Here is a 16,227-nt window from a genome sequence, read left to right as displayed (position 1 = left end):
GCGCCAAGCTCGACGTCTCGTTCTTCCGATACCTCGGCGATCGCCTCGGCATCCCAGACAGCGCAACCGTCCCGCCCCTGCCGGACCTTGTCAGAAACGCCGCAACAGCATGACCGCCCGGTGATCTGCCCCGGTTACCCGGCCTGTCTTCTAATTCGCTGCTGTGGCTTCAAAATTCGCTGCCTTGTGCACGTTTTGTCGGCGTCAGAGCACTAGTCGATCGCTCGGGATGCACGCAGGCGGTTCAAGCGAAATCCGCCGTTTTCATCCTCGGCAAGCGGGTAAGTTTTGCCAGATGGTGATTTCTTGGAAATTCAGGATAGGGCCAAAGGAGCGTTTGCACGGCTTGGGTCGGAAAAGATCCCGTACACTCGGCTAGGAAACAGCCCCGGCAGCACAACCGCATTGCCAGTGAACGACAAACGTCTGTGGTGGGCCGCCTTGGGCGACGCTTGGAGGGCTGCGTTTTGATGGCCGCTGTATGCGGCGCGAAATCGCTCGCGCCGATGATGGAGAAGGCTGCTGCCGCCGGGGTAGAGGGCGGTAACAAGGTCCGTGGGCGTCTCACCGCGGCTGGCCCGGACGCCGGTGCTGCGTTCGGGCTGCATAATCAATCCAGCGTCGGACGCGAGGAGCCCCGACCGCGTCAAGGCCAGCAGCAGGAGGATTGCCGGCCCGTGGAAGGCCAACACCATCGGCCCGTAGTCCGGCCGGTGGACCTCGGAACAGCCGCCACGTCAGCCGCGTGAGCTTGGGGCTGAGGATGCCCGTTCCGATACGGGCGTGAAGCCCCCTCAGGAACACGTCGAAGAGGACAGTCAGCATCACGACCGCGCCGAACACTTGCTCCGAAACGCGCATCCCGAACCGTTCTTTCCGGCTGCAGCGGATTTTCATGGGCCCTACAGCATGGGAAGCCGGCGTGGCCGGGAGCCGAGCGGGAATGCCGCGTCGATCCGGGCAAGTTCGGCTTCCGTCAGCTGCAGCGCGGCGGCGGCCGCGTTGTCGGCGACGTGCTCGGGGCTAGACGCCTTGGGGATCGTGAGCAACGACGGTCGCCGCACCAGGAAGCGGAGCGCCACTTGACGCGCGGTCGCGCCGTGGCTGGACGCGATCTCCCCCAAGACGCGGTACCCCGACGTGTACGGGCCGGGAAAGCTGCCATGGCCGAATGGGCTGTAAGCGACCGTGGCGATACCGTGCTCCTCACACCACGGCAGTACCGTGTGCTCGATGGCACGCTCTTGGAGGTGATAGAGGACCTGGTTGCAGGCTATCCGGCCCTCGCCACCGGCTTTCCAAGCGGCATTGAGGTCGGGCACGTCGAAGTTGCTCACCCCCCAGGACAGGATCTTGCCCTGCTCGCGAAGCCGCTCGAAGCCGGCGAAGGTGTCCTCCAGTGGGTGCGGACCGGGCCAGTGCAGGAGGTAACAATCCAGCCTGTCGGTGCGCAGGCGCGCAAGCGATCGCTCGCAGGCCGCCACGGTCCCCGCGCGCGTCGCGTTGCTAGGGAGTACTTTGGAGACAAGGAAAACTTCTTCGCGCCGTTCAGCAATAGCCTCGCCGACCACGGTCTCGGCGTCGCCGTACATCTCGGCCGTGTCGATGTGGGTCATGCCGAGGTCGAGACCCCGCCGCAGGGTCGCGACAGCGGTGGGTCGGTGCGCGTCGTCAATGTACCAGGTTCCCTGGCCGATCACCGCAATCTCGCGTGGCACAGGACCGAACGGACGCCGCTCCATGATCTTCGGTCCCGACGGAGAAGGCGTTTGCTGCGCAGCGTCGACCGCGGCTTTCGGTTTCATTGGGCGGCTGCCTGTCGCGACGGTCCGCGTGCGCTCGCGAACAGCCTGATCACCTCCGGGTGGAAGGCCGGGATGTCGTCGGGTTTGCGACTGGTGACGAAGCCCTGATCGACGACGACCTCCTGATCCACCCACTCCGCCCCGGCGTTCTTGAGGTCGGTCATCAGCGACGGCCAGGAGGTCAGGCGCCGTCCGCGTGCGGCGTCCGCCTCGATGATGGTCCAGGGGCCATGGCAGATCGAGGCCATGGGCTTGCGGGCGTCGAAGAAGGCCTTCACGAACGCGATCGCCTCGGGCAGCGCGCGGAGCATGTCGGGGTTGATGACGCCACCCGGCAGCAGGAGCGCGTCAAAGTCCTCGGACCGGGCGCTGTCGAGGGGCATGTCCACCGGGAAGGTGTCGCCCCAATCCGTGAAGTTCCAGGCCTTCACCCGACCGTCCTTGGGCGACACGAGCCGGGTCTCGGCGCCTGCCTCGTCGACGGCCTTGCGCGGATCGGTCATCTCGATCTGCTCGAAGCCGTCCGTCACCAGGATCGCGACCTTCAGGTCGTCGAGGGTTTCAGAAGTCATGTTCCGCTCTCCGTTCGACAAGGATTGGATTCGGGACGGTCCTCACCGCCCGCCCGGACACTGCGGCCCGCTCGAGTAACGGGCGGGCCCTTTGAGGCGACGCCGGACCTGAACGGCTGAACGCTCAAATCGTAGTTCCTTCGGCCAGCATGAGCGCATTCCCGGCGTCGGTCTGTGATCCATGGGGCACCGGCCCCCGCTACCGAGGAAGCTTCGAGGCGAGCACGTCGATTTCCTGGATCGAAGGTGGCTCGGAGAACAGTTCGGACGCCTCTGCCTTCAGCGCCTGCGCGACGCCGCCGGAAAGATGGGCCTGCCGGCCCGCCTCGTCGGGGAAGGCGTCAAAGATTCCAAAGGTCGACAGTCCGATTCGAACGGCGAACCAAGCTGTCGTCGCCGGCTCCTGCTCGACAATCGAAAGACCGCCGCGCAGAAAACTTTCCACATCGGCCTCACTTCCGGGCTTCGCTTCCAGTCGTACGAAGAGCGCTTTGGTCACCATGGCTGGCTTCCTTCGAGTGCGAGGATTGGTCGTTACAGCCCCGGGACATTAGATGGCTTTTCCAACCTGAAGCCGTGGGCTCGATGAGAAGCGTGTCATGCATTCCGCGATTGCCTCATCCGGTAGAGTCCTAAGGTGTTGTCCGTAGCCAGGCTCAAAACTTCCTCAAACGCAGCCGAGTTTCCGGATTTACAAAAATAGCGATGCCCGTCCGGCAGTCGAAACGATTAATGGAGCTGGGACACGACCGGTTTTCGCAGATCAAGACGCTCGGCCAAAGTCAGCGCTTCCGGTGCAATTTCTCCAAGGCGAAGCAGCGGCTCCCGAGAGCGCGTTCGACGAAGCTGACAGACCAGCAACAGGGAGCGCGTGCGAGCGCCGTTTTCGATACGCTCGGACGAAGCGTTTCAGGGTCGCGGCTCCCTCCCGGGTCTGAACTCTTCGATGTGGTAGGGCATCGCAGGGGCCAGTCGTGCGATGTGTGGCTGCCAACGTGCCCGCAACGCGACATAGGTCTCTGGACCCGGCCCACCCGGTGTCGGCTCGACGCCGGCTTCCGACAGCCGGCCGACGGCCGCTGCGTAGCGGGTACGCCATGCCTCGCGCTCGGTACAGTTTGCGTCGGCGGGCGCTGGCAGATCCCCGGGCAGGAACGTCAATTCGAGGGTGTTGACAAGCAGCATGGCGACGCGCCAGATCGCATCGACAGCAGCGCTCTCCTTGAGCCATGCGGCCTGACGATCCACAATTCCGCTTCGGATCAGCGACACCGTGTCGAGCGCGATGAACGCCTGCGCCGAGACGGAATAGAAGGGCTGCCGGAAGCGGAAGTAGAACAGCACCGGATAGAAGTGATGCGCCTCCTTCATTTCGGCGAGGGACCCGGCGACATCGGCTAGGTGGGTGTATCCGGAACTGAACTGTCCTCTGGGCCCGAGACGTACCAGGAGTTCGGCCGCATCCGAGGTCTCAGCCGCCAGCAGATGCAGCTTCAGGCCGAGAGCATTGCGCTGTCGAAGCGATGTGTAGACCTGCATCACGTAGGTCAGGACCAGCGACGTCACCGACATCCCGATGAGCGAGTTGACGAGGTAGAGGACCCGGTAGGCGTCCGTGGCCGGTTTGAAGTCGCTCGCCCCCACAATCGCGATGCTGCTGCCGCCCGCGTACAGGGCGGTCACGAAGTCGGCCGGGGTTTCGCCACCGCTCGCCCGAACGGCCGTTCCCAATGCCGGGTGGATGATGAGGCCGGCTCCGAGGGTCAGCCCCATCGACCAGAAGAGAACGTAGACGATGAGGATGACCGGGCCGCAGGCGGAGAGCACCGCACCCCGCCGCTTTGCGAAGAGATCGTCAGCACGGCGGAAGATCGCCCAGACGAGATGGGCCACCCGGTCCGCGAACAAGCCCGTTCCGATGCGTGCGTAGAGGACGGTCAGGAAGACGTCGGCGAGGACGAGCCCCATCACGAGCGCGCCCGACACCTGTTCGAGAACAGGAAGCATCTGGCCTACCCTTCCGTTGCGTTCAGGCTTTGGCCGATCTCCAGGGACGCATCGCCTCCGGACCGATGATGTCGGGCGGGGGCGTGAAGTCGCGTGCCGCACCCCGCATCGCTTCGGCGCGCTGTCGAAAGCCACTGCGCCGACGGTAGTCCTGACGGACTTTCTGAGACGGTTCGAGGGGCGCTTTCGCGAGACTCTGCGCAGCGTACATCGTTTGTGTCCCAAATCTGGCTACAGCAAACCCGAGAGAGCTGGGTCTTTGCTGCGCTGGACTACGTGAAATTTTGTATGCCAAAAACTCACGTAGTCGTGATGGATGATTACGAGGGATCGAACGTGCCGGCGTACCGTATGGCTGTTTTCGGGAAATGTCCGGCATGGTGCAAGCGGCCGGTATGAGTGGTCAGCGGAAGAGCTGATTTCAATCAACCCGACACCGATTACGGACGCGCGAAACGGCCTCGCCGGAGGCTCACATGTAAAACTTGTACTCGGACCGTACGGTCATCTCCGGGCTGACCTGCTTCAGCACCTCGCTGACCTTTCTCGAAAAGGCCATCGTGATCGGCACGCCATCGGAGAAGGCAGCGTTGTTCACGTTCATCTTCGTCAAGGCGAGGATCTCGGTGGCGAGCTCGCGCGGCCCACTGTCGCCGTACTTCTCCAGGATGGTCCAGGGTTCCGGGACGTGGACGCCCGGGTAGGTGTCGAAGTACGGCGTGAAACCGTGGGTGTAGAGGATGGGGTAGGCGTCATCGACCATCGCGAAGGTACCCCGGACCGGCGGGTAGCGTCCGATCCGGGCCAGCCGCACCCGGCTCCGGTCGAGGGTCACGAGGTCCACCTCGGCCAGCGGGTTCACGGCGTAGATCCCCTCGAAGAAGCCCTCCAGCTCGTTGAACTCGCGGTGCTCCGGCCCCCAGAAGCGGGAGCTCTTGTGGACGACGACGCGCTTGGGCGGCAGGCGGCTGATCTTCTTGTACTCGGTCAGGACCTTGCGCATCAGATCGGATGCGCCGGTGTGGGTGAGGTGCGGGGTCTTGCCGTGCTCCTCGACATCCCACTCGAAGGGATCGCCACGTAGGACGACCCCCTGACCCAGGTAGTCGAAGGCTTGGGCGATGCCGGTCCGCATCCCGATCCGGCCGCCCGCATCCTCGGCCTTGTAGAAAGTGACGCCGACGTAGCAGGTGTCGGCGCCGACGCTGTGGCCCCTCCAGGGAACGCCGCCGCCCTTGAACTACAGCGCTGTGGCGAAGTTCCAGGCGCGCGTCGCCCGGTCCTGCAGGGAGGGCTTCTTCCCGCTCAGGGTGTCCTCCCGCAGGATCTGGATCGGCACGCCCCACTTCATGCTCCGCGCCTTCAGGCCACGTCGTAGGTTGAGCCAGCCACCGTTGTTGAGCTGGGCGGTCGACGAGCCTTCGAGAAGGACCTCCGGCATCGCCACGAGGATGACGTCCGGCGCGGGCGAGACCGTCGCGATGCGTTCGATGTGCTCGGCAAGGAGGTCGGTCGCCCGCTCGACCCGCTGGATCGCGTTGGCGCCATCCGCGATCAGGCGCGCCTCGCGGTCCTGGACCGTGGAGCGCCACCGCTCGGCCGTGAGGATCTGGGTAGCGAAGCTGGTCTCCGCCGACATGCCGACGAAGTCCGGCGTCAGGCTCTTGACCAAGGCCTCGATCGTGACCTCCTCGTCGGACGCCTCAAGGAGGGATGGTGAACCGGGAGGCGCCGTCCGCTTCTGGGTCTTGTTGGTCTCGATGCGGTGCCTGCACTCGTCCACCCAGCGTTCGCAGAGCTCAGCGGTCGCCCGGGTCCCGACGATGCCCACCCGGATCTGGGTCGGGTGGAGGGCCGGGTCGGTAAGGCCGAAGGGACCGGTCTCGGCGAGCCCGGTCTTCTTGTCCGGATGCAGGAAGTGGCCGCCGAACTCGAGATGCGGCTCGCGGATGTACTCGATGGTGACGGACATCTCACTCCCCCTTCGGACGCTTGCGCGCGGCAACCGGATTGCTCTGGATGCTGAAGGCCGCCTCCGCCGTGATCGGCGGGCCGCCGGCCTGCGCGACGGTCTCGTCCCCGATCCTGAGGTCGAACAGTTCCCGCCCGCCGGACATCTGGTAGGCCCAGAACAGGATGTTGTTGTTGAGGTAGGCGTCGTTGTATTCCTCGACCCGCGCCGAGGTCGCGTAGGACCGGGCGGCCTCACCCTCCCACGGCCGCGTGCCGTCAGTGGTGAACATGAGCCGCGGGTTGATGGCGATCGCCCAGAGGTCGCCGTACCGTTCGAACCCGTAGTCCAGGGCCTGGTGCCGGAAGAACTTCAGCTTCCCGTACTCGTAGTGCTTGGCGACGGTCCGGCTTTGGGTGCGGCCCGTCCGGCCGCTGGTCCAGCGCTTCTGGATGGGCGCGTCCACCGCCAGCCCGCGATTGTAGAAGTAGCGCCTCGGCCGCTTCGCGTAGCTCAGGCCGATCCCCCTCAGGTGCCGGTGGATCAGGCCGTTCATCAACCGCGCGAGGTCGTTCTCGTACTCGGGGCCCTGCGAAATCCATTCCTCAAGGTCGATTTGCTCGATGCCTCCGGCGTCGATGACGCTCGCGAGCGCGGTGTTCCGATCCGACGGGTCCGAGAGCGTATGGAGCAGCCCCCCCTTGTAGACGTACGGGGGGATGATGCCGGTCAGGCGGTCATGGAACCCGAACTGCTTCTGGGGCACGACGGGGGCGATCCACACTTTCTCGGGGCGGCGCTCGATCCTCAGGAGGTTCGTGAACAAGGTTTCCCCGACCTCCGTCGAGACCCGTTCGGGGGCACCCTCGCAAAGGGCGAGGAGGGCGGGATAGGCGGCCTCGTCGAAGCGGTCGTCGGCCTTCGAGAACTCGATCCGGTGCGGGGCCTTCAACGCGTTCGGGTTGTCCCGCAGGTAGGCCTGAACGTCCTTCCAGTAGAGCGCGTCGTCGTCCGGGTGGAACACCACGTAGATGACCGGGACGTTGACCCCCCGCCAGTAGAGGATGTCCTTCTCGAACATCGGCGAGGCGAAGCTGGTCTCGGTGTCGCGGATGACGAAGCTCGTCCCCGACTTCGACTGGACCTTGACGATCCTGCCGGTGGCCACGGCGCCGTCTCCGTCCACACGGGGCCTGCACAGCTCGATCTCCCCATCGATCCCGACGTCGTCCTTTTCCTGCTCTCGCCAGATGCACTTCATGCCGTGGACGACGAGGTTGATGCGGTCCAGCCCTCTCCATTCGGAGAGCTTCGACATCGCGACGATCTTGACGGGAGCGTTCATGGATATGGCTCCGGTTGCGCCCATCGGCACGACGCATGGCCCTCAGCGGCCGAGATTCACGATTTGTTCGTCAATCGAAATCGCCACGAAACGGAGTGCTTCATTATCCCGGGCAAGGAGGGCCGGGGACTGACGCAATATGCCTTCCCCGGCCCTGTCGATGCACGGCCCCATTAAGCCGCGCTGTCACTGCTTGAGGACGGTTACGACCGGGGTGCTCGGCCGCAACCGCCTCGCATCCCGCCTCTAGCCTCGGGCCCCACGGTGGGCCTTCCTCGATGGAGCGACGGGGGAATGCCCCCGTTCGCACGCTTCCGAACCCCCGGTGTTCGTACCCAAGCTGTTCTGTCGGCTACGCCTTGCCGGGGCAGCTACAACCAAACTCTCCTATCGGCTGCAACCAAACATCCCCTTTTCACACACTGGCTTGCTGAACCTCAGACAGCACCCTTTTGATCGCGCTTTCACCTTCACGCGCGAGTGTGTGGCCGACATCGCCGGCCGCGTGCCAGTCCTCCTCGCCGAGGGCGCGCAATCGAGCGGCCGGTCCGACCGTCACGAGAACCCCAAGCATCTCGGAGGTCGTGATTGCGGCGTGCAGCTCCATGCGATCGAGCCACGGCGCTCGGCCCATGGCTCCCTGAAGTCGCCCGCGGACGTAACCTTCGAGGGACGATGGTTTGCGGGGAGGCACACAGTCGATGAGCCGATCGAGGTCGGGCAGCTGTTCGCGCAGCAACAGAGTGAAGTCGTGTGCCGACCGCGGTGCACCGTCCGGTGCAGCGGCGACTTCGACGAGGGCGCAGGCGTGGATCGGGCAGGCGCGCATGACCGCTAACAACCACTCGGTGCGTCCATAGGGTGTCGGTTCCCCGCCGTGGATCGCGGCGTTCAGGTCGTCGCGAAGGCATACAGGGCAAGCGCACAGCCGTGATCTTCGAAGGTTCGCCTTCGACAAGCGCTCACCGCCCAGCTGGTAGCGCGTTCCGATCTTCCGGATGGATCCGCGCTCAAGGTCGGAGGCCGGCATGCCGGAGAGCCGCGCGATCTTATCCAGCGCCGACGGATCCCCATCGACGACAGCCTGGAAGGTCAGCCCCATATCGAGGCTGAAGTCGGTCGCCGACGCGACGTGGTTGCGCGCAGCTAGCCGTGAGACGAAGCTCGTCGCGGATTCACCAGGGCGGAGCGAGCAGGTGAGGGAGAGGATGCCGCTCATCGGCCCCCCCCCTTATGCGAACCTGACGCGGTCGAGGGCTCGGAGGCTGGGTCGGCTGGAGCCTGGGTCCCGATCCAATCGCGACTCACGAAGGGATTGTCCTCGTCCTGACATCCCGCCCGTCGCTCGAAAGCCCGAGCAAAATGTTGAAGGGTGAGGGATCCGTCCCCGTGGTCTCCGCGCCGATCGCCGAGGACGATGTCGTCGTCATCCTCTACGTCGAGGTAATCGGGCTGGAGCGCACGCTCGATCGCGTCATGTGTGAATTCGACGGCAATCCCGAGACGATAGCCAGACGCGTGGATCAGGCGAGGGGCGAGATCGGTCTCGATATCCCCGGCTACTTGCAACTGCGCGACCTTCGCGAGGCCTGTGATCATGGTCGCGATATCGGCGTTGTCGTAGGGCAGTTGCAGCCGCTTCGTCTCGAGGAAGATCGCGCGGCGTCGCAGCTGTTCGTCGCGCCGGATAAAACGGGCGACCGCCGGCAGACCGCACACGATGATCGACGAGCGCCAGTCGTGGTTGATCATCAGGTTTTTGATCGTGTTGGCGACCTTCTCCTGTTCGACCAGATTGATGGTCTGGGTGATGTGCTGCATCTCGTCGAAGATGAGGATCCGCTTCTTCTCCTCGGCGATGCGCGCGTGGACGCGCTCCCAAGTCATGTGCTCCTTCAAGTCTCGTTCGAGAGGGTACCCGAGCTTGCGCAAGGTATCTCGACCGAGCTGCTTCAGCGTGCACGGCGAGGTGACCGTGATCATCGCGACCGGTCCCCGCGGATCATCGATCGCATGATCGGCCAGAAACGGATGGCGTGCCAGCGCTCGGGTCAGGCTGCTCGTCTTACCGGCTCCACTCGGACCGGTGAACACGAGAAGGCGTCCCTCTCGGCGATTGTCGCCCGCCGACGGCTTGCGTGGGTCGGCGCGGAGGGCCGGTTGGACGATGAGGCGCGAGATCTCCCGTGTCAGCTCCCGATCGACCGCCGTGAAGATGAACTTGCCTTTGACCCGGTCCATCGTCGCCAGGACGGCGAGGTCGCGTTCGTTCAGGGCTCGGTCGAGTTCGGTGCGGCCGTCTTGGCCGATCGGCGTGCTCATGATGATGGCTCTTTGATCTCATACGGGGGAGGGGGCGGACGCAGTTCGGCCAGTCGGTCCGGTCAGTCGTCGATCCGAAAGTTCGTGCGCTTCGGACGCGGCGGCGTGCCTGGATCGGGCTCGATCCGCATGGACCGGCGTCGCGGCTTCGGCGCGGGCGTCTGCGCCGTGGAAGGTCTGGGACCTGTAAGATCCGTGCCGTTTTCGGATCCTCCCGTCGGGATCGCGTCGGCGAACGGATCTCCGGCCCCGATCGTGTCCCCGGTCGTGCCGGGGATCACGAACGTCATGAGGTTGCGCTCGGCGCGCTCGACGTCCTCGGTCTCGTTGAAGCGGGTCATGAACGTCGCCTCGCGCTCGGCGGCGGTGGCGCGGGCCTGGATCGCCCGTATGGCCTCCAAGACGATGCTCTCGGTCAGCTTGGCCCGATCGGCGTAGCGGGCGCGCAGTTGCTCGCAGAGCGCGGTATGATCGGCGAGGGTCACACCGTCGAAGCCCGACGTGGCGGCTGACACTTCGTGCCAGTCACCGTCGATCTCGATCGAGATCTGCCCGATGTCGCGGGGATCGACGCGGATCGGCACGGTGATGCCGCCGCGTTTCAGGTACAGCTCGCGGAGGATTATGGCGCGGTAATCGAGGCCCATGAAGCGCACGCCGTGGCGTCCGACGACACGCTCGAGCTGCAATCCGAAGATCGCGCGTCGCTCGTTGCGCCCGGGGATCGGGATGACGCCATAGAGTTTGTTGAGCCGAGCCCAGGCATGCGCCGGCGTCTCCCCGCCGAGGCCGGCGTGAGGCGTGTTGTGATAGGCGTCGACCACATAACGGGTGATCCCCAGCGCGAAGCTCTCGATCGTGATGCTGGCGCGATCCTGAGCCGGGTATTCGCCGAGCGCGACCACGTTTTCGAAACTTTGTCCTGTGAACTCTCGGACGAACTGCAGCCCGATCGTACGAAACATCCGCTCGATGGTCCCGCGGAGATGCGGGAGGCCCGCTGGCGGCACGTCGTGCGAGCTCCCGAGGTTCAGGACGGCGCGGTGAAAACGCTCGTCGATGAAACTCGACCCGCTGTCAGTGACGACAGTTTCGAACCGCGCGGCCATCATCCAGGGCGACAGGGCTCCAACGGCTGTCGCGGTCGATTGCTTGTCCGACACCGCCATCTCAAGAGTGGCGAGGGCGTTGCGGGTCGATGCGTTGCGGTCGAGATGCATGCCGAGGATGCAGCGCGTCGCCACATCGATCCCCGCGCAGAGTTGCCAGCGCTTCGATCGGAGTTCGTCGAGAATGCTGTCGGGCAAGTTTTTAAGGAGATCGGTCTGGCTGAGGAGGGTGAAAAGATCGATCTTCCACTCGTCCATCTCGAGACGCTCGCCGGGGCGGGTCGCACCTGCGCTGCCAGTGATGAAGCGATAAGTGCGGGTCGCCGCCTCGACGCCGATCCGCTTGGCGTCGATCTCGAACACGCTGAGGGAGGCGATGCGCGCGCTCACCGTGCGATCTGATGGGACGCGATAGGGCGTTAGCCCCTGCGCAACGCGATCCTGGTTCAGTAGGTCGATAGCGGCCTTAAGACTGCGGTGGCAGCGTTTCGCCGTGCGCCTGTGTTCCGACCCGATCTCTCCAGCGTGCTCTGTGAGCAAGCGCTCGACCTCGGGCGGGAAGCGAGGCGCGCGATTTCCGCACCGGGCTGTCTGTGGCCTGAGGATGAGGGGGTTATTCGGGGCTGATCGATGGTCCCGCAACCAAGTCCGGAAGGTCCGAACGTCGGGGCCGTTATACCCCTTGATCTCGCTGCCGCAGCGCGGCTTGCGCGGCTTTCGCGTCGTACCGTCCGGTCTCCGTGGCGTCGTGCGGGCTACCTCTAACTCCCGGATCTCGTTCCAGATTTCCCTGAGCGCTTTTTCATCACCGGCCCGCGATCCGATCTTGGGCTGCACATGATCGCGTCGCAGCTGACCAGCGTTCGCTGCGGTCTCGGCCTCCATTCGACGTTCGTAACGGGTTATCCATTCGAGCCTCCAGGCGATCCTTTGCTGATCCTTCACAGGGAGTGCCGCGAGCGAATCTGCCCCTGCCTTCAGCCTGGCTTTTGCGGCGGCCGAGCTATGGTGTCCGGCGGCGTACTCGAGATGCCCAGCCGCAGAGAGCGACGCCAGCCGCTCATGCCCGAACGCCTCGGACAACGCCGTCGTGATATTCTCCAGAACGTAGCCTTCGGGCGTTTGACCGACGACGCGATAACTCTTGCCGTGGATCGTGACGGCGTCTTTGGGGGCGAGGCGCAGACGCGCCCCATGTTGACGAAAGTCGCCGATCATCGCGCGACCTCTTCGGTGTGACCGGGTACGACAGCGACGAAGGTGCCGTAGCCGATCCGGTCGTCGGCGATCAGGGTCAGCCGACGTCGGGCGATCAGGCGGACGACGGCGTGAAATCCAGCGCCGTCCATCCGTGTGGCTCGTACGATCTCCCCGATGCGGATTTGGCCTTGGATTTGAGCAACGACTTCAGCGACCGTTGCGTCGGCGGCGGCATCCCGGATCCTCCGCGCGGTCTGGATGAGGCGGGCGTTGTGGCACGCGGCCGGCGAAAGCATCGCCTCCGTGTACAGAATGACGCCATCGGCGATGCTCTTCGGAATCTGCGGAGCCAGATGCGTAAGAAATCTGGCGATGTTTTTCTTTTCCGCGTGCTTCTGGTCCTTAACGACGACCATGATGCGGCGACCGTCGGCCAGGTGAACCTTGAAGTCGAAAGTATGCGACCGCGTGGTTCCTTCGATGTCGATGTAAGGGATTGCGGCGGGCTGATCCTCAAGCCTGATGAGCCCCGGGAGGGTCATCAGGTTGAGCGCGACATCCTTCTCGATCCGGCTTTCGTACGTGATCTGCCTGCCCGTGCGGACATCGACGTAGCTCCCGCGCATCGATCCCTTCGACCGCAGAGAGATCTTCCGCGAGGCCGTCGAAGGCACGAACGGCTGGAACGGTTTGTCGTTCTCGGTCTCGGATACGACGATCGTGGAATTTGGATCGGTGAACATGGGTATCCTCGTTGCGCTGTGGACAGCCGCCCCCGTCCACGCCGAAGCGTGTTTGTGAGGGCGACCGAGGGATCGCGATGTCGTCGAGGATGCTGTGACCGGCGCGGGGCGGGGCGGAATGGTCGAGGCCATGCACCTTGCGCGGCTGGACTCGCCATGCGAGTTTCCAGCGTGCCGTTCCGGCGATGAATCGCCGGGGTGTCACGTCATCCTAGCGGGTGAACCGACGTTGGCTTTCGAGGCGCAAGGCGTCGGTAATCGGTCTCAACCGAGGGGGGCGTTCGGCGGGAACCGAACGTCCTCTTGGTGGGCTTCCCAGGGATTAAAGGTCTGGCATCACAGCCTCCTGTTCCGAGCCGCCCGCTCAGCGGCGGCACGTCAAGAAAATAGACAGATGCTTAACGGCGACGCTAGTGCGACGCCGGCGAAGGCACCGCTATGGTTCGCCCAGGTGAGGGGAATCGCAAGCAGATTCAACGCCTTGGAAAACCTAAGAAAATCCAAGATGTGATAACCAAGTTTCATTTTGGGGCACGTCAAGAAGCGTGCGTTAGCGATTCATAAACGGAATCGCTGCAGATTCACGGATTAGCTGGGTGATCGCAGACCCATAATCGAAGCCGCCCGTGGCGGTTCGTAGACGGCCTGCGCGAGAAGGATCGCGAACGGGACGATGCCGATCTGAACCAGCATGTAGAGGCTGAGATAGACGTGCCATCTGGCGAGTTCGTGCTCGAGGGCTTCGACTGCAACGGCCGTCTCCTCATGCACCAAGACGGCGATGGCGACGGCTTGAGCAGGTGTGAAACCGGATGCCGTCAACGTCGGGCTGGACGTTGACGCTGGCTCGGCATCGTCGACGTACGGCGATGACATCGCGATCAAGCCTGGCGATCGGAGAAGCGGACGTAGGCATCCAACTCCATCACTAGAGGCTCCAGCACGTCTCCCCGATCGAGATCGTCGAGAAACCGGAGCTCGCGCTCGACCTCTTCGGCGGTCACGTCACGATGCCACGCCCGCGGTCGCCCATCCTCCCCGTTCGACCAGCGGTACCCACGGGCACGGACCCGATCCTTCAAGTCGTATGGGAGGCCGAGGGCGTAGACCCTCAAGCTCGGCTGCCGAACCGCTGCTAACAAATGGGCCAGAGGGGTCTGCCCCGACTCGGGCAAGGATTGCTCCAGAATTTCCAGCAGTGCGTAGCAGTCGTCGATGCTGCGATGGCCATCGAAGTAGAACCGGAAATGATAGGCGAGGTAGAAAAGCTTCGTACCTTCCAGACCTTCTTCGAACCATTTCACCTGAGTCTGCGAGCAGGTCCATGGCAAGGTCGCGAATACGGGACAGGCTCGCTCCATGAAGCGTCGGTCGAAGTCTGCGTTGTGGGCGATGACGATGTCCACGTCTTCGACGAAGGCTGCGATCGCGGCGTTGTCGAGGCGCTTCCCCCTGACCATGTCGTCGGTGATCCCCGTCAATCGCCTGACAAGGGCAGGGATCGGACGGTTCGGCTGATGGAAGCTCTCGTACTGGCTCACCACACCGAGGATGACACCTCCCGGCGTGTAGGCGAACTTGATCATTCCGAGTTCGATGATCTCGTCGCCATCGCAACCCGTATCGAGGCCTGTCGTTTCGACGTCGACGATCAAGCCGATCTTCGTGCGAGGACCGAGCGGTCGTTCGCAATAGTCCCGTCGGACGAGCTTGCGTAGGACCCGAAATTCGGGTGAGCACCGAAGTGCGATCGCGTGGAGTTCCGCTTCGAAAGTATCCATGACAATCTCCAGCGAGATCATGAGGCGGCAGAAGGGGGACTGAGGCACACGGCCTCGCTCCCGCTCGGGGCGGGGGGGCGGCGCGTCCGACAGGGATGAAATCTGACGGCGGTCAGCGCGTGTTGCGCGTCCGTGCCGGCAGGCGGATTGCGTCCGGTCCGATCGGGAAGATCGCCTCGACCAATCGCCTGACCGAAGCCTCGTCCTGTCGCTCGCACGCAGCTTCGGCAGCCTCTTGTGCAGGGACCGTGCGGACGGGCGGCAAGGTCTCGAACTTCTGGATCAGCGGCAGGAGCAGGTCGGGTATCGCACGGTGCAGTTCCTCGCGCAGATGGCGCGTCATTCGCTCGACGGTCGGGATCACCGGCACGCCGAAATGCGCATCCACGTCCGGACCTTGCACGGTGAGGTGCGGGGGCAGACCGGCCGCGCCAAACCAGTCGATGCAGGCCGACGTCGTCACGTCGATCGTCGAGTAGCCCTGGTCACGCAGGTAAGCACGCAGCAGCAAGCGCACGGAGGCGACATCGCGTTCCAGGGGTTTGCGCAAGCGCGGACCCATGTCGCCGCCGCCACGCTTCACCGAATAAGCACCGGCCCAGCCGGCGGCGGTGTCGATCACGATCAGATCGTGATTGACGGAGCGCACGACGGGCTGATCATACCGGAGGTTGAGCCGCGCCAAGCTCTCGGCCGTGTTCGAACCCAGAAGCCCATCGGCGGCCGCGGTGATCGGAATGACCGGGTTGTGCAGGACCTCGAACCGACCACTCGCTTGCAGAGCCTCGACGAAAGCCTTCTCGAGAAGGATCCCATGACGCTTGACCACCGAGGACGAGATGCTGATCAGACGGCTCAATTCCGCGCCGAGGACCTCGTCGAGTGGAAATTTGGTGTTCACTGCCGCCGCGACGGCATCGGTCGCAGCCTTCATCAGTGGATCTACGACGGTTCTGTGTGCAGGATGGGACAACACGCATCGACCTCCATGCCCCGGAGCGGCGAACATTCGCACTCGCCACAGGCATGGCGGATAATGCGCAACTTGGCGCATTTTGCGCAAGAAGGCTTATCTGCTCATCAGAGGATGAAATGATTACGCCTGCGCAGTGTCGTGCCGCTCGGGCCCTCTTGCAGTTGTCACAAAAGCAGCTCGCCGATGAATCTGGAATTAGTCTGCGTTCGGTACAAGGATTCGAGGCTGGAGAACGCTCGCTTCAGGGCTTGGCAATGTCGGCCCTGGAAGGAGTCTTAGCTGTAAGGGGAATCGTAATGATCGCAGATTCGAAGTGGATTGGTGTGAAGTTTTTGGTAAGTCATTCACCAGACTGAGCCATCCGATGAAGCAGTCCGCGCTGAAAAGATTCCAAGCTGAGCTTCAAGCTATCCACA

Annotated in this window: 15 protein-coding genes and 1 pseudogene; 1 reads left to right on the top strand and 15 read right to left on the bottom strand. The window is 63.9% G+C overall.

The window, feature by feature from the left end:
- Positions 1-902 precede the first annotated feature (902 nt).
- The 15 genes and pseudogenes from MKK68_RS07860 to MKK68_RS07790 all read right to left on the bottom strand — a co-directional run bounded on the left by MKK68_RS07860 (position 903) and on the right by MKK68_RS07790 (position 15,769).
- A complete protein-coding gene (locus MKK68_RS07860; RefSeq protein WP_243948391.1) occupies positions 903-1,742 on the bottom strand; it encodes an aldo/keto reductase in 840 nt (279 codons plus the stop codon).
- A 59-nt stretch (positions 1,743-1,801) separates the two neighbouring features.
- Positions 1,802-2,377: a type 1 glutamine amidotransferase domain-containing protein gene (locus tag MKK68_RS07855; protein ID WP_147724923.1), complete on the bottom strand. Its 576-nt coding sequence runs from the start codon at positions 2,375-2,377 to the stop codon at positions 1,802-1,804.
- A 199-nt stretch (positions 2,378-2,576) separates the two neighbouring features.
- Positions 2,577-2,879: a putative quinol monooxygenase gene (locus tag MKK68_RS07850; protein ID WP_244029686.1), complete on the bottom strand. Its 303-nt coding sequence runs from the start codon at positions 2,877-2,879 to the stop codon at positions 2,577-2,579.
- Positions 2,880-3,286: 407 nt separating this feature from the next.
- A complete protein-coding gene (locus tag MKK68_RS07845; RefSeq protein ID WP_244029684.1) occupies positions 3,287-4,384 on the bottom strand; it encodes a two pore domain potassium channel family protein in 1,098 nt (365 codons plus the stop codon).
- A gap of 22 nt (positions 4,385-4,406) precedes the next feature.
- Positions 4,407-4,586: pseudogene (locus MKK68_RS07840) on the bottom strand (cyclase dehydrase); the annotation flags it as partial.
- A gap of 270 nt (positions 4,587-4,856) precedes the next feature.
- Entirely contained in the window at positions 4,857-5,519 is a 663-nt protein-coding gene (locus MKK68_RS07835) for a hypothetical protein (protein ID WP_244029682.1), read from the bottom strand.
- Positions 5,520-5,624: 105 nt separating this feature from the next.
- Complete coding sequence (locus tag MKK68_RS07830; protein WP_243948366.1) at positions 5,625-6,356, bottom strand: hypothetical protein; 732 nt, start codon at positions 6,354-6,356, stop codon at positions 5,625-5,627.
- 1 nt (position 6,357) lies between these two features.
- A complete protein-coding gene (locus MKK68_RS07825) occupies positions 6,358-7,680 on the bottom strand; it encodes a DUF4365 domain-containing protein (protein WP_244029680.1) in 1,323 nt (440 codons plus the stop codon).
- Positions 7,681-8,095: 415 nt separating this feature from the next.
- Entirely contained in the window at positions 8,096-8,899 is an 804-nt protein-coding gene (locus tag MKK68_RS07820) for a TniQ family protein (RefSeq protein ID WP_244029678.1), read from the bottom strand.
- The gene (locus tag MKK68_RS07815) at positions 8,896-10,002 is read right to left on the bottom strand and encodes a TniB family NTP-binding protein (RefSeq protein WP_244029676.1); all 1,107 of its coding nucleotides are present in this window, start codon (positions 10,000-10,002) and stop codon (positions 8,896-8,898) included. Before MKK68_RS07815 ends, MKK68_RS07820 begins: the two co-directional genes overlap by 4 nt.
- 62 nt (positions 10,003-10,064) lie before the next feature.
- Positions 10,065-12,329, bottom strand: coding sequence for a Mu transposase C-terminal domain-containing protein (locus MKK68_RS07810; RefSeq protein WP_244029674.1), 2,265 nt, complete (start codon positions 12,327-12,329; stop codon positions 10,065-10,067).
- Positions 12,326-13,054: a hypothetical protein gene (locus tag MKK68_RS07805; RefSeq protein ID WP_244029672.1), complete on the bottom strand. Its 729-nt coding sequence runs from the start codon at positions 13,052-13,054 to the stop codon at positions 12,326-12,328. The genes MKK68_RS07810 and MKK68_RS07805 overlap by 4 nt, the downstream gene beginning before the upstream one ends.
- A 588-nt stretch (positions 13,055-13,642) precedes the next feature.
- Complete coding sequence (locus tag MKK68_RS07800) at positions 13,643-13,939, bottom strand: hypothetical protein (protein ID WP_244029670.1); 297 nt, start codon at positions 13,937-13,939, stop codon at positions 13,643-13,645.
- Complete coding sequence (locus tag MKK68_RS07795) at positions 13,936-14,835, bottom strand: 3'-5' exonuclease (protein ID WP_244029688.1); 900 nt, start codon at positions 14,833-14,835, stop codon at positions 13,936-13,938. Before MKK68_RS07795 ends, MKK68_RS07800 begins: the two co-directional genes overlap by 4 nt.
- A gap of 112 nt (positions 14,836-14,947) precedes the next feature.
- Positions 14,948-15,769, bottom strand: a complete 822-nt coding sequence (locus MKK68_RS07790) for a hypothetical protein (RefSeq protein ID WP_244029667.1) — start codon at positions 15,767-15,769, stop codon at positions 14,948-14,950.
- A 92-nt stretch (positions 15,770-15,861) separates the two neighbouring features.
- On the opposite strand from MKK68_RS07790, the gene MKK68_RS29905 reads away from it, so the two are divergent.
- On the top strand, positions 15,862-16,167 hold the full coding sequence (locus MKK68_RS29905; RefSeq protein WP_409567196.1) for a helix-turn-helix domain-containing protein: 306 nt from the start codon (positions 15,862-15,864) through the stop codon (positions 16,165-16,167).
- The last annotated feature ends 60 nt before the right edge of the window (positions 16,168-16,227 follow it).

The sequence above is a fragment of the Methylobacterium sp. E-016 genome (assembly GCF_022829745.1).
Classification (GTDB): Bacteria; Pseudomonadota; Alphaproteobacteria; order Rhizobiales; family Beijerinckiaceae; genus Methylobacterium.
Note: the sequence above shows the minus strand (reverse complement) of the source record. Positions and strands in the feature narration are given on the sequence as shown.

Coding starts and splice junctions, on each gene's coding strand:
- MKK68_RS07860 (WP_243948391.1), bottom strand. CDS start 1,742: ATGGAGCGGCGTCCGTTCGGTCCTGTGCCACGCGAGATTGCGGTGATC.
- MKK68_RS07855 (WP_147724923.1), bottom strand. CDS start 2,377: ATGACTTCTGAAACCCTCGACGACCTGAAGGTCGCGATCCTGGTGACG.
- MKK68_RS07850 (WP_244029686.1), bottom strand. CDS start 2,879: ATGGTGACCAAAGCGCTCTTCGTACGACTGGAAGCGAAGCCCGGAAGT.
- MKK68_RS07845 (WP_244029684.1), bottom strand. CDS start 4,384: ATGCTTCCTGTTCTCGAACAGGTGTCGGGCGCGCTCGTGATGGGGCTC.
- MKK68_RS07835 (WP_244029682.1), bottom strand. CDS start 5,519: ATGCGGACCGGCATCGCCCAAGCCTTCGACTACCTGGGTCAGGGGGTC.
- MKK68_RS07830 (WP_243948366.1), bottom strand. CDS start 6,356: ATGTCCGTCACCATCGAGTACATCCGCGAGCCGCATCTCGAGTTCGGC.
- MKK68_RS07825 (WP_244029680.1), bottom strand. CDS start 7,680: ATGAACGCTCCCGTCAAGATCGTCGCGATGTCGAAGCTCTCCGAATGG.
- MKK68_RS07820 (WP_244029678.1), bottom strand. CDS start 8,899: ATGAGCGGCATCCTCTCCCTCACCTGCTCGCTCCGCCCTGGTGAATCC.
- MKK68_RS07815 (WP_244029676.1), bottom strand. CDS start 10,002: ATGAGCACGCCGATCGGCCAAGACGGCCGCACCGAACTCGACCGAGCC.
- MKK68_RS07810 (WP_244029674.1), bottom strand. CDS start 12,329: ATGATCGGCGACTTTCGTCAACATGGGGCGCGTCTGCGCCTCGCCCCC.
- MKK68_RS07805 (WP_244029672.1), bottom strand. CDS start 13,054: ATGTTCACCGATCCAAATTCCACGATCGTCGTATCCGAGACCGAGAAC.
- MKK68_RS07795 (WP_244029688.1), bottom strand. CDS start 14,835: ATGGATACTTTCGAAGCGGAACTCCACGCGATCGCACTTCGGTGCTCA.
- MKK68_RS07790 (WP_244029667.1), bottom strand. CDS start 15,769: ATGAAGGCTGCGACCGATGCCGTCGCGGCGGCAGTGAACACCAAATTT.
- MKK68_RS29905 (WP_409567196.1), top strand. CDS start 15,862: ATGGCGGATAATGCGCAACTTGGCGCATTTTGCGCAAGAAGGCTTATC.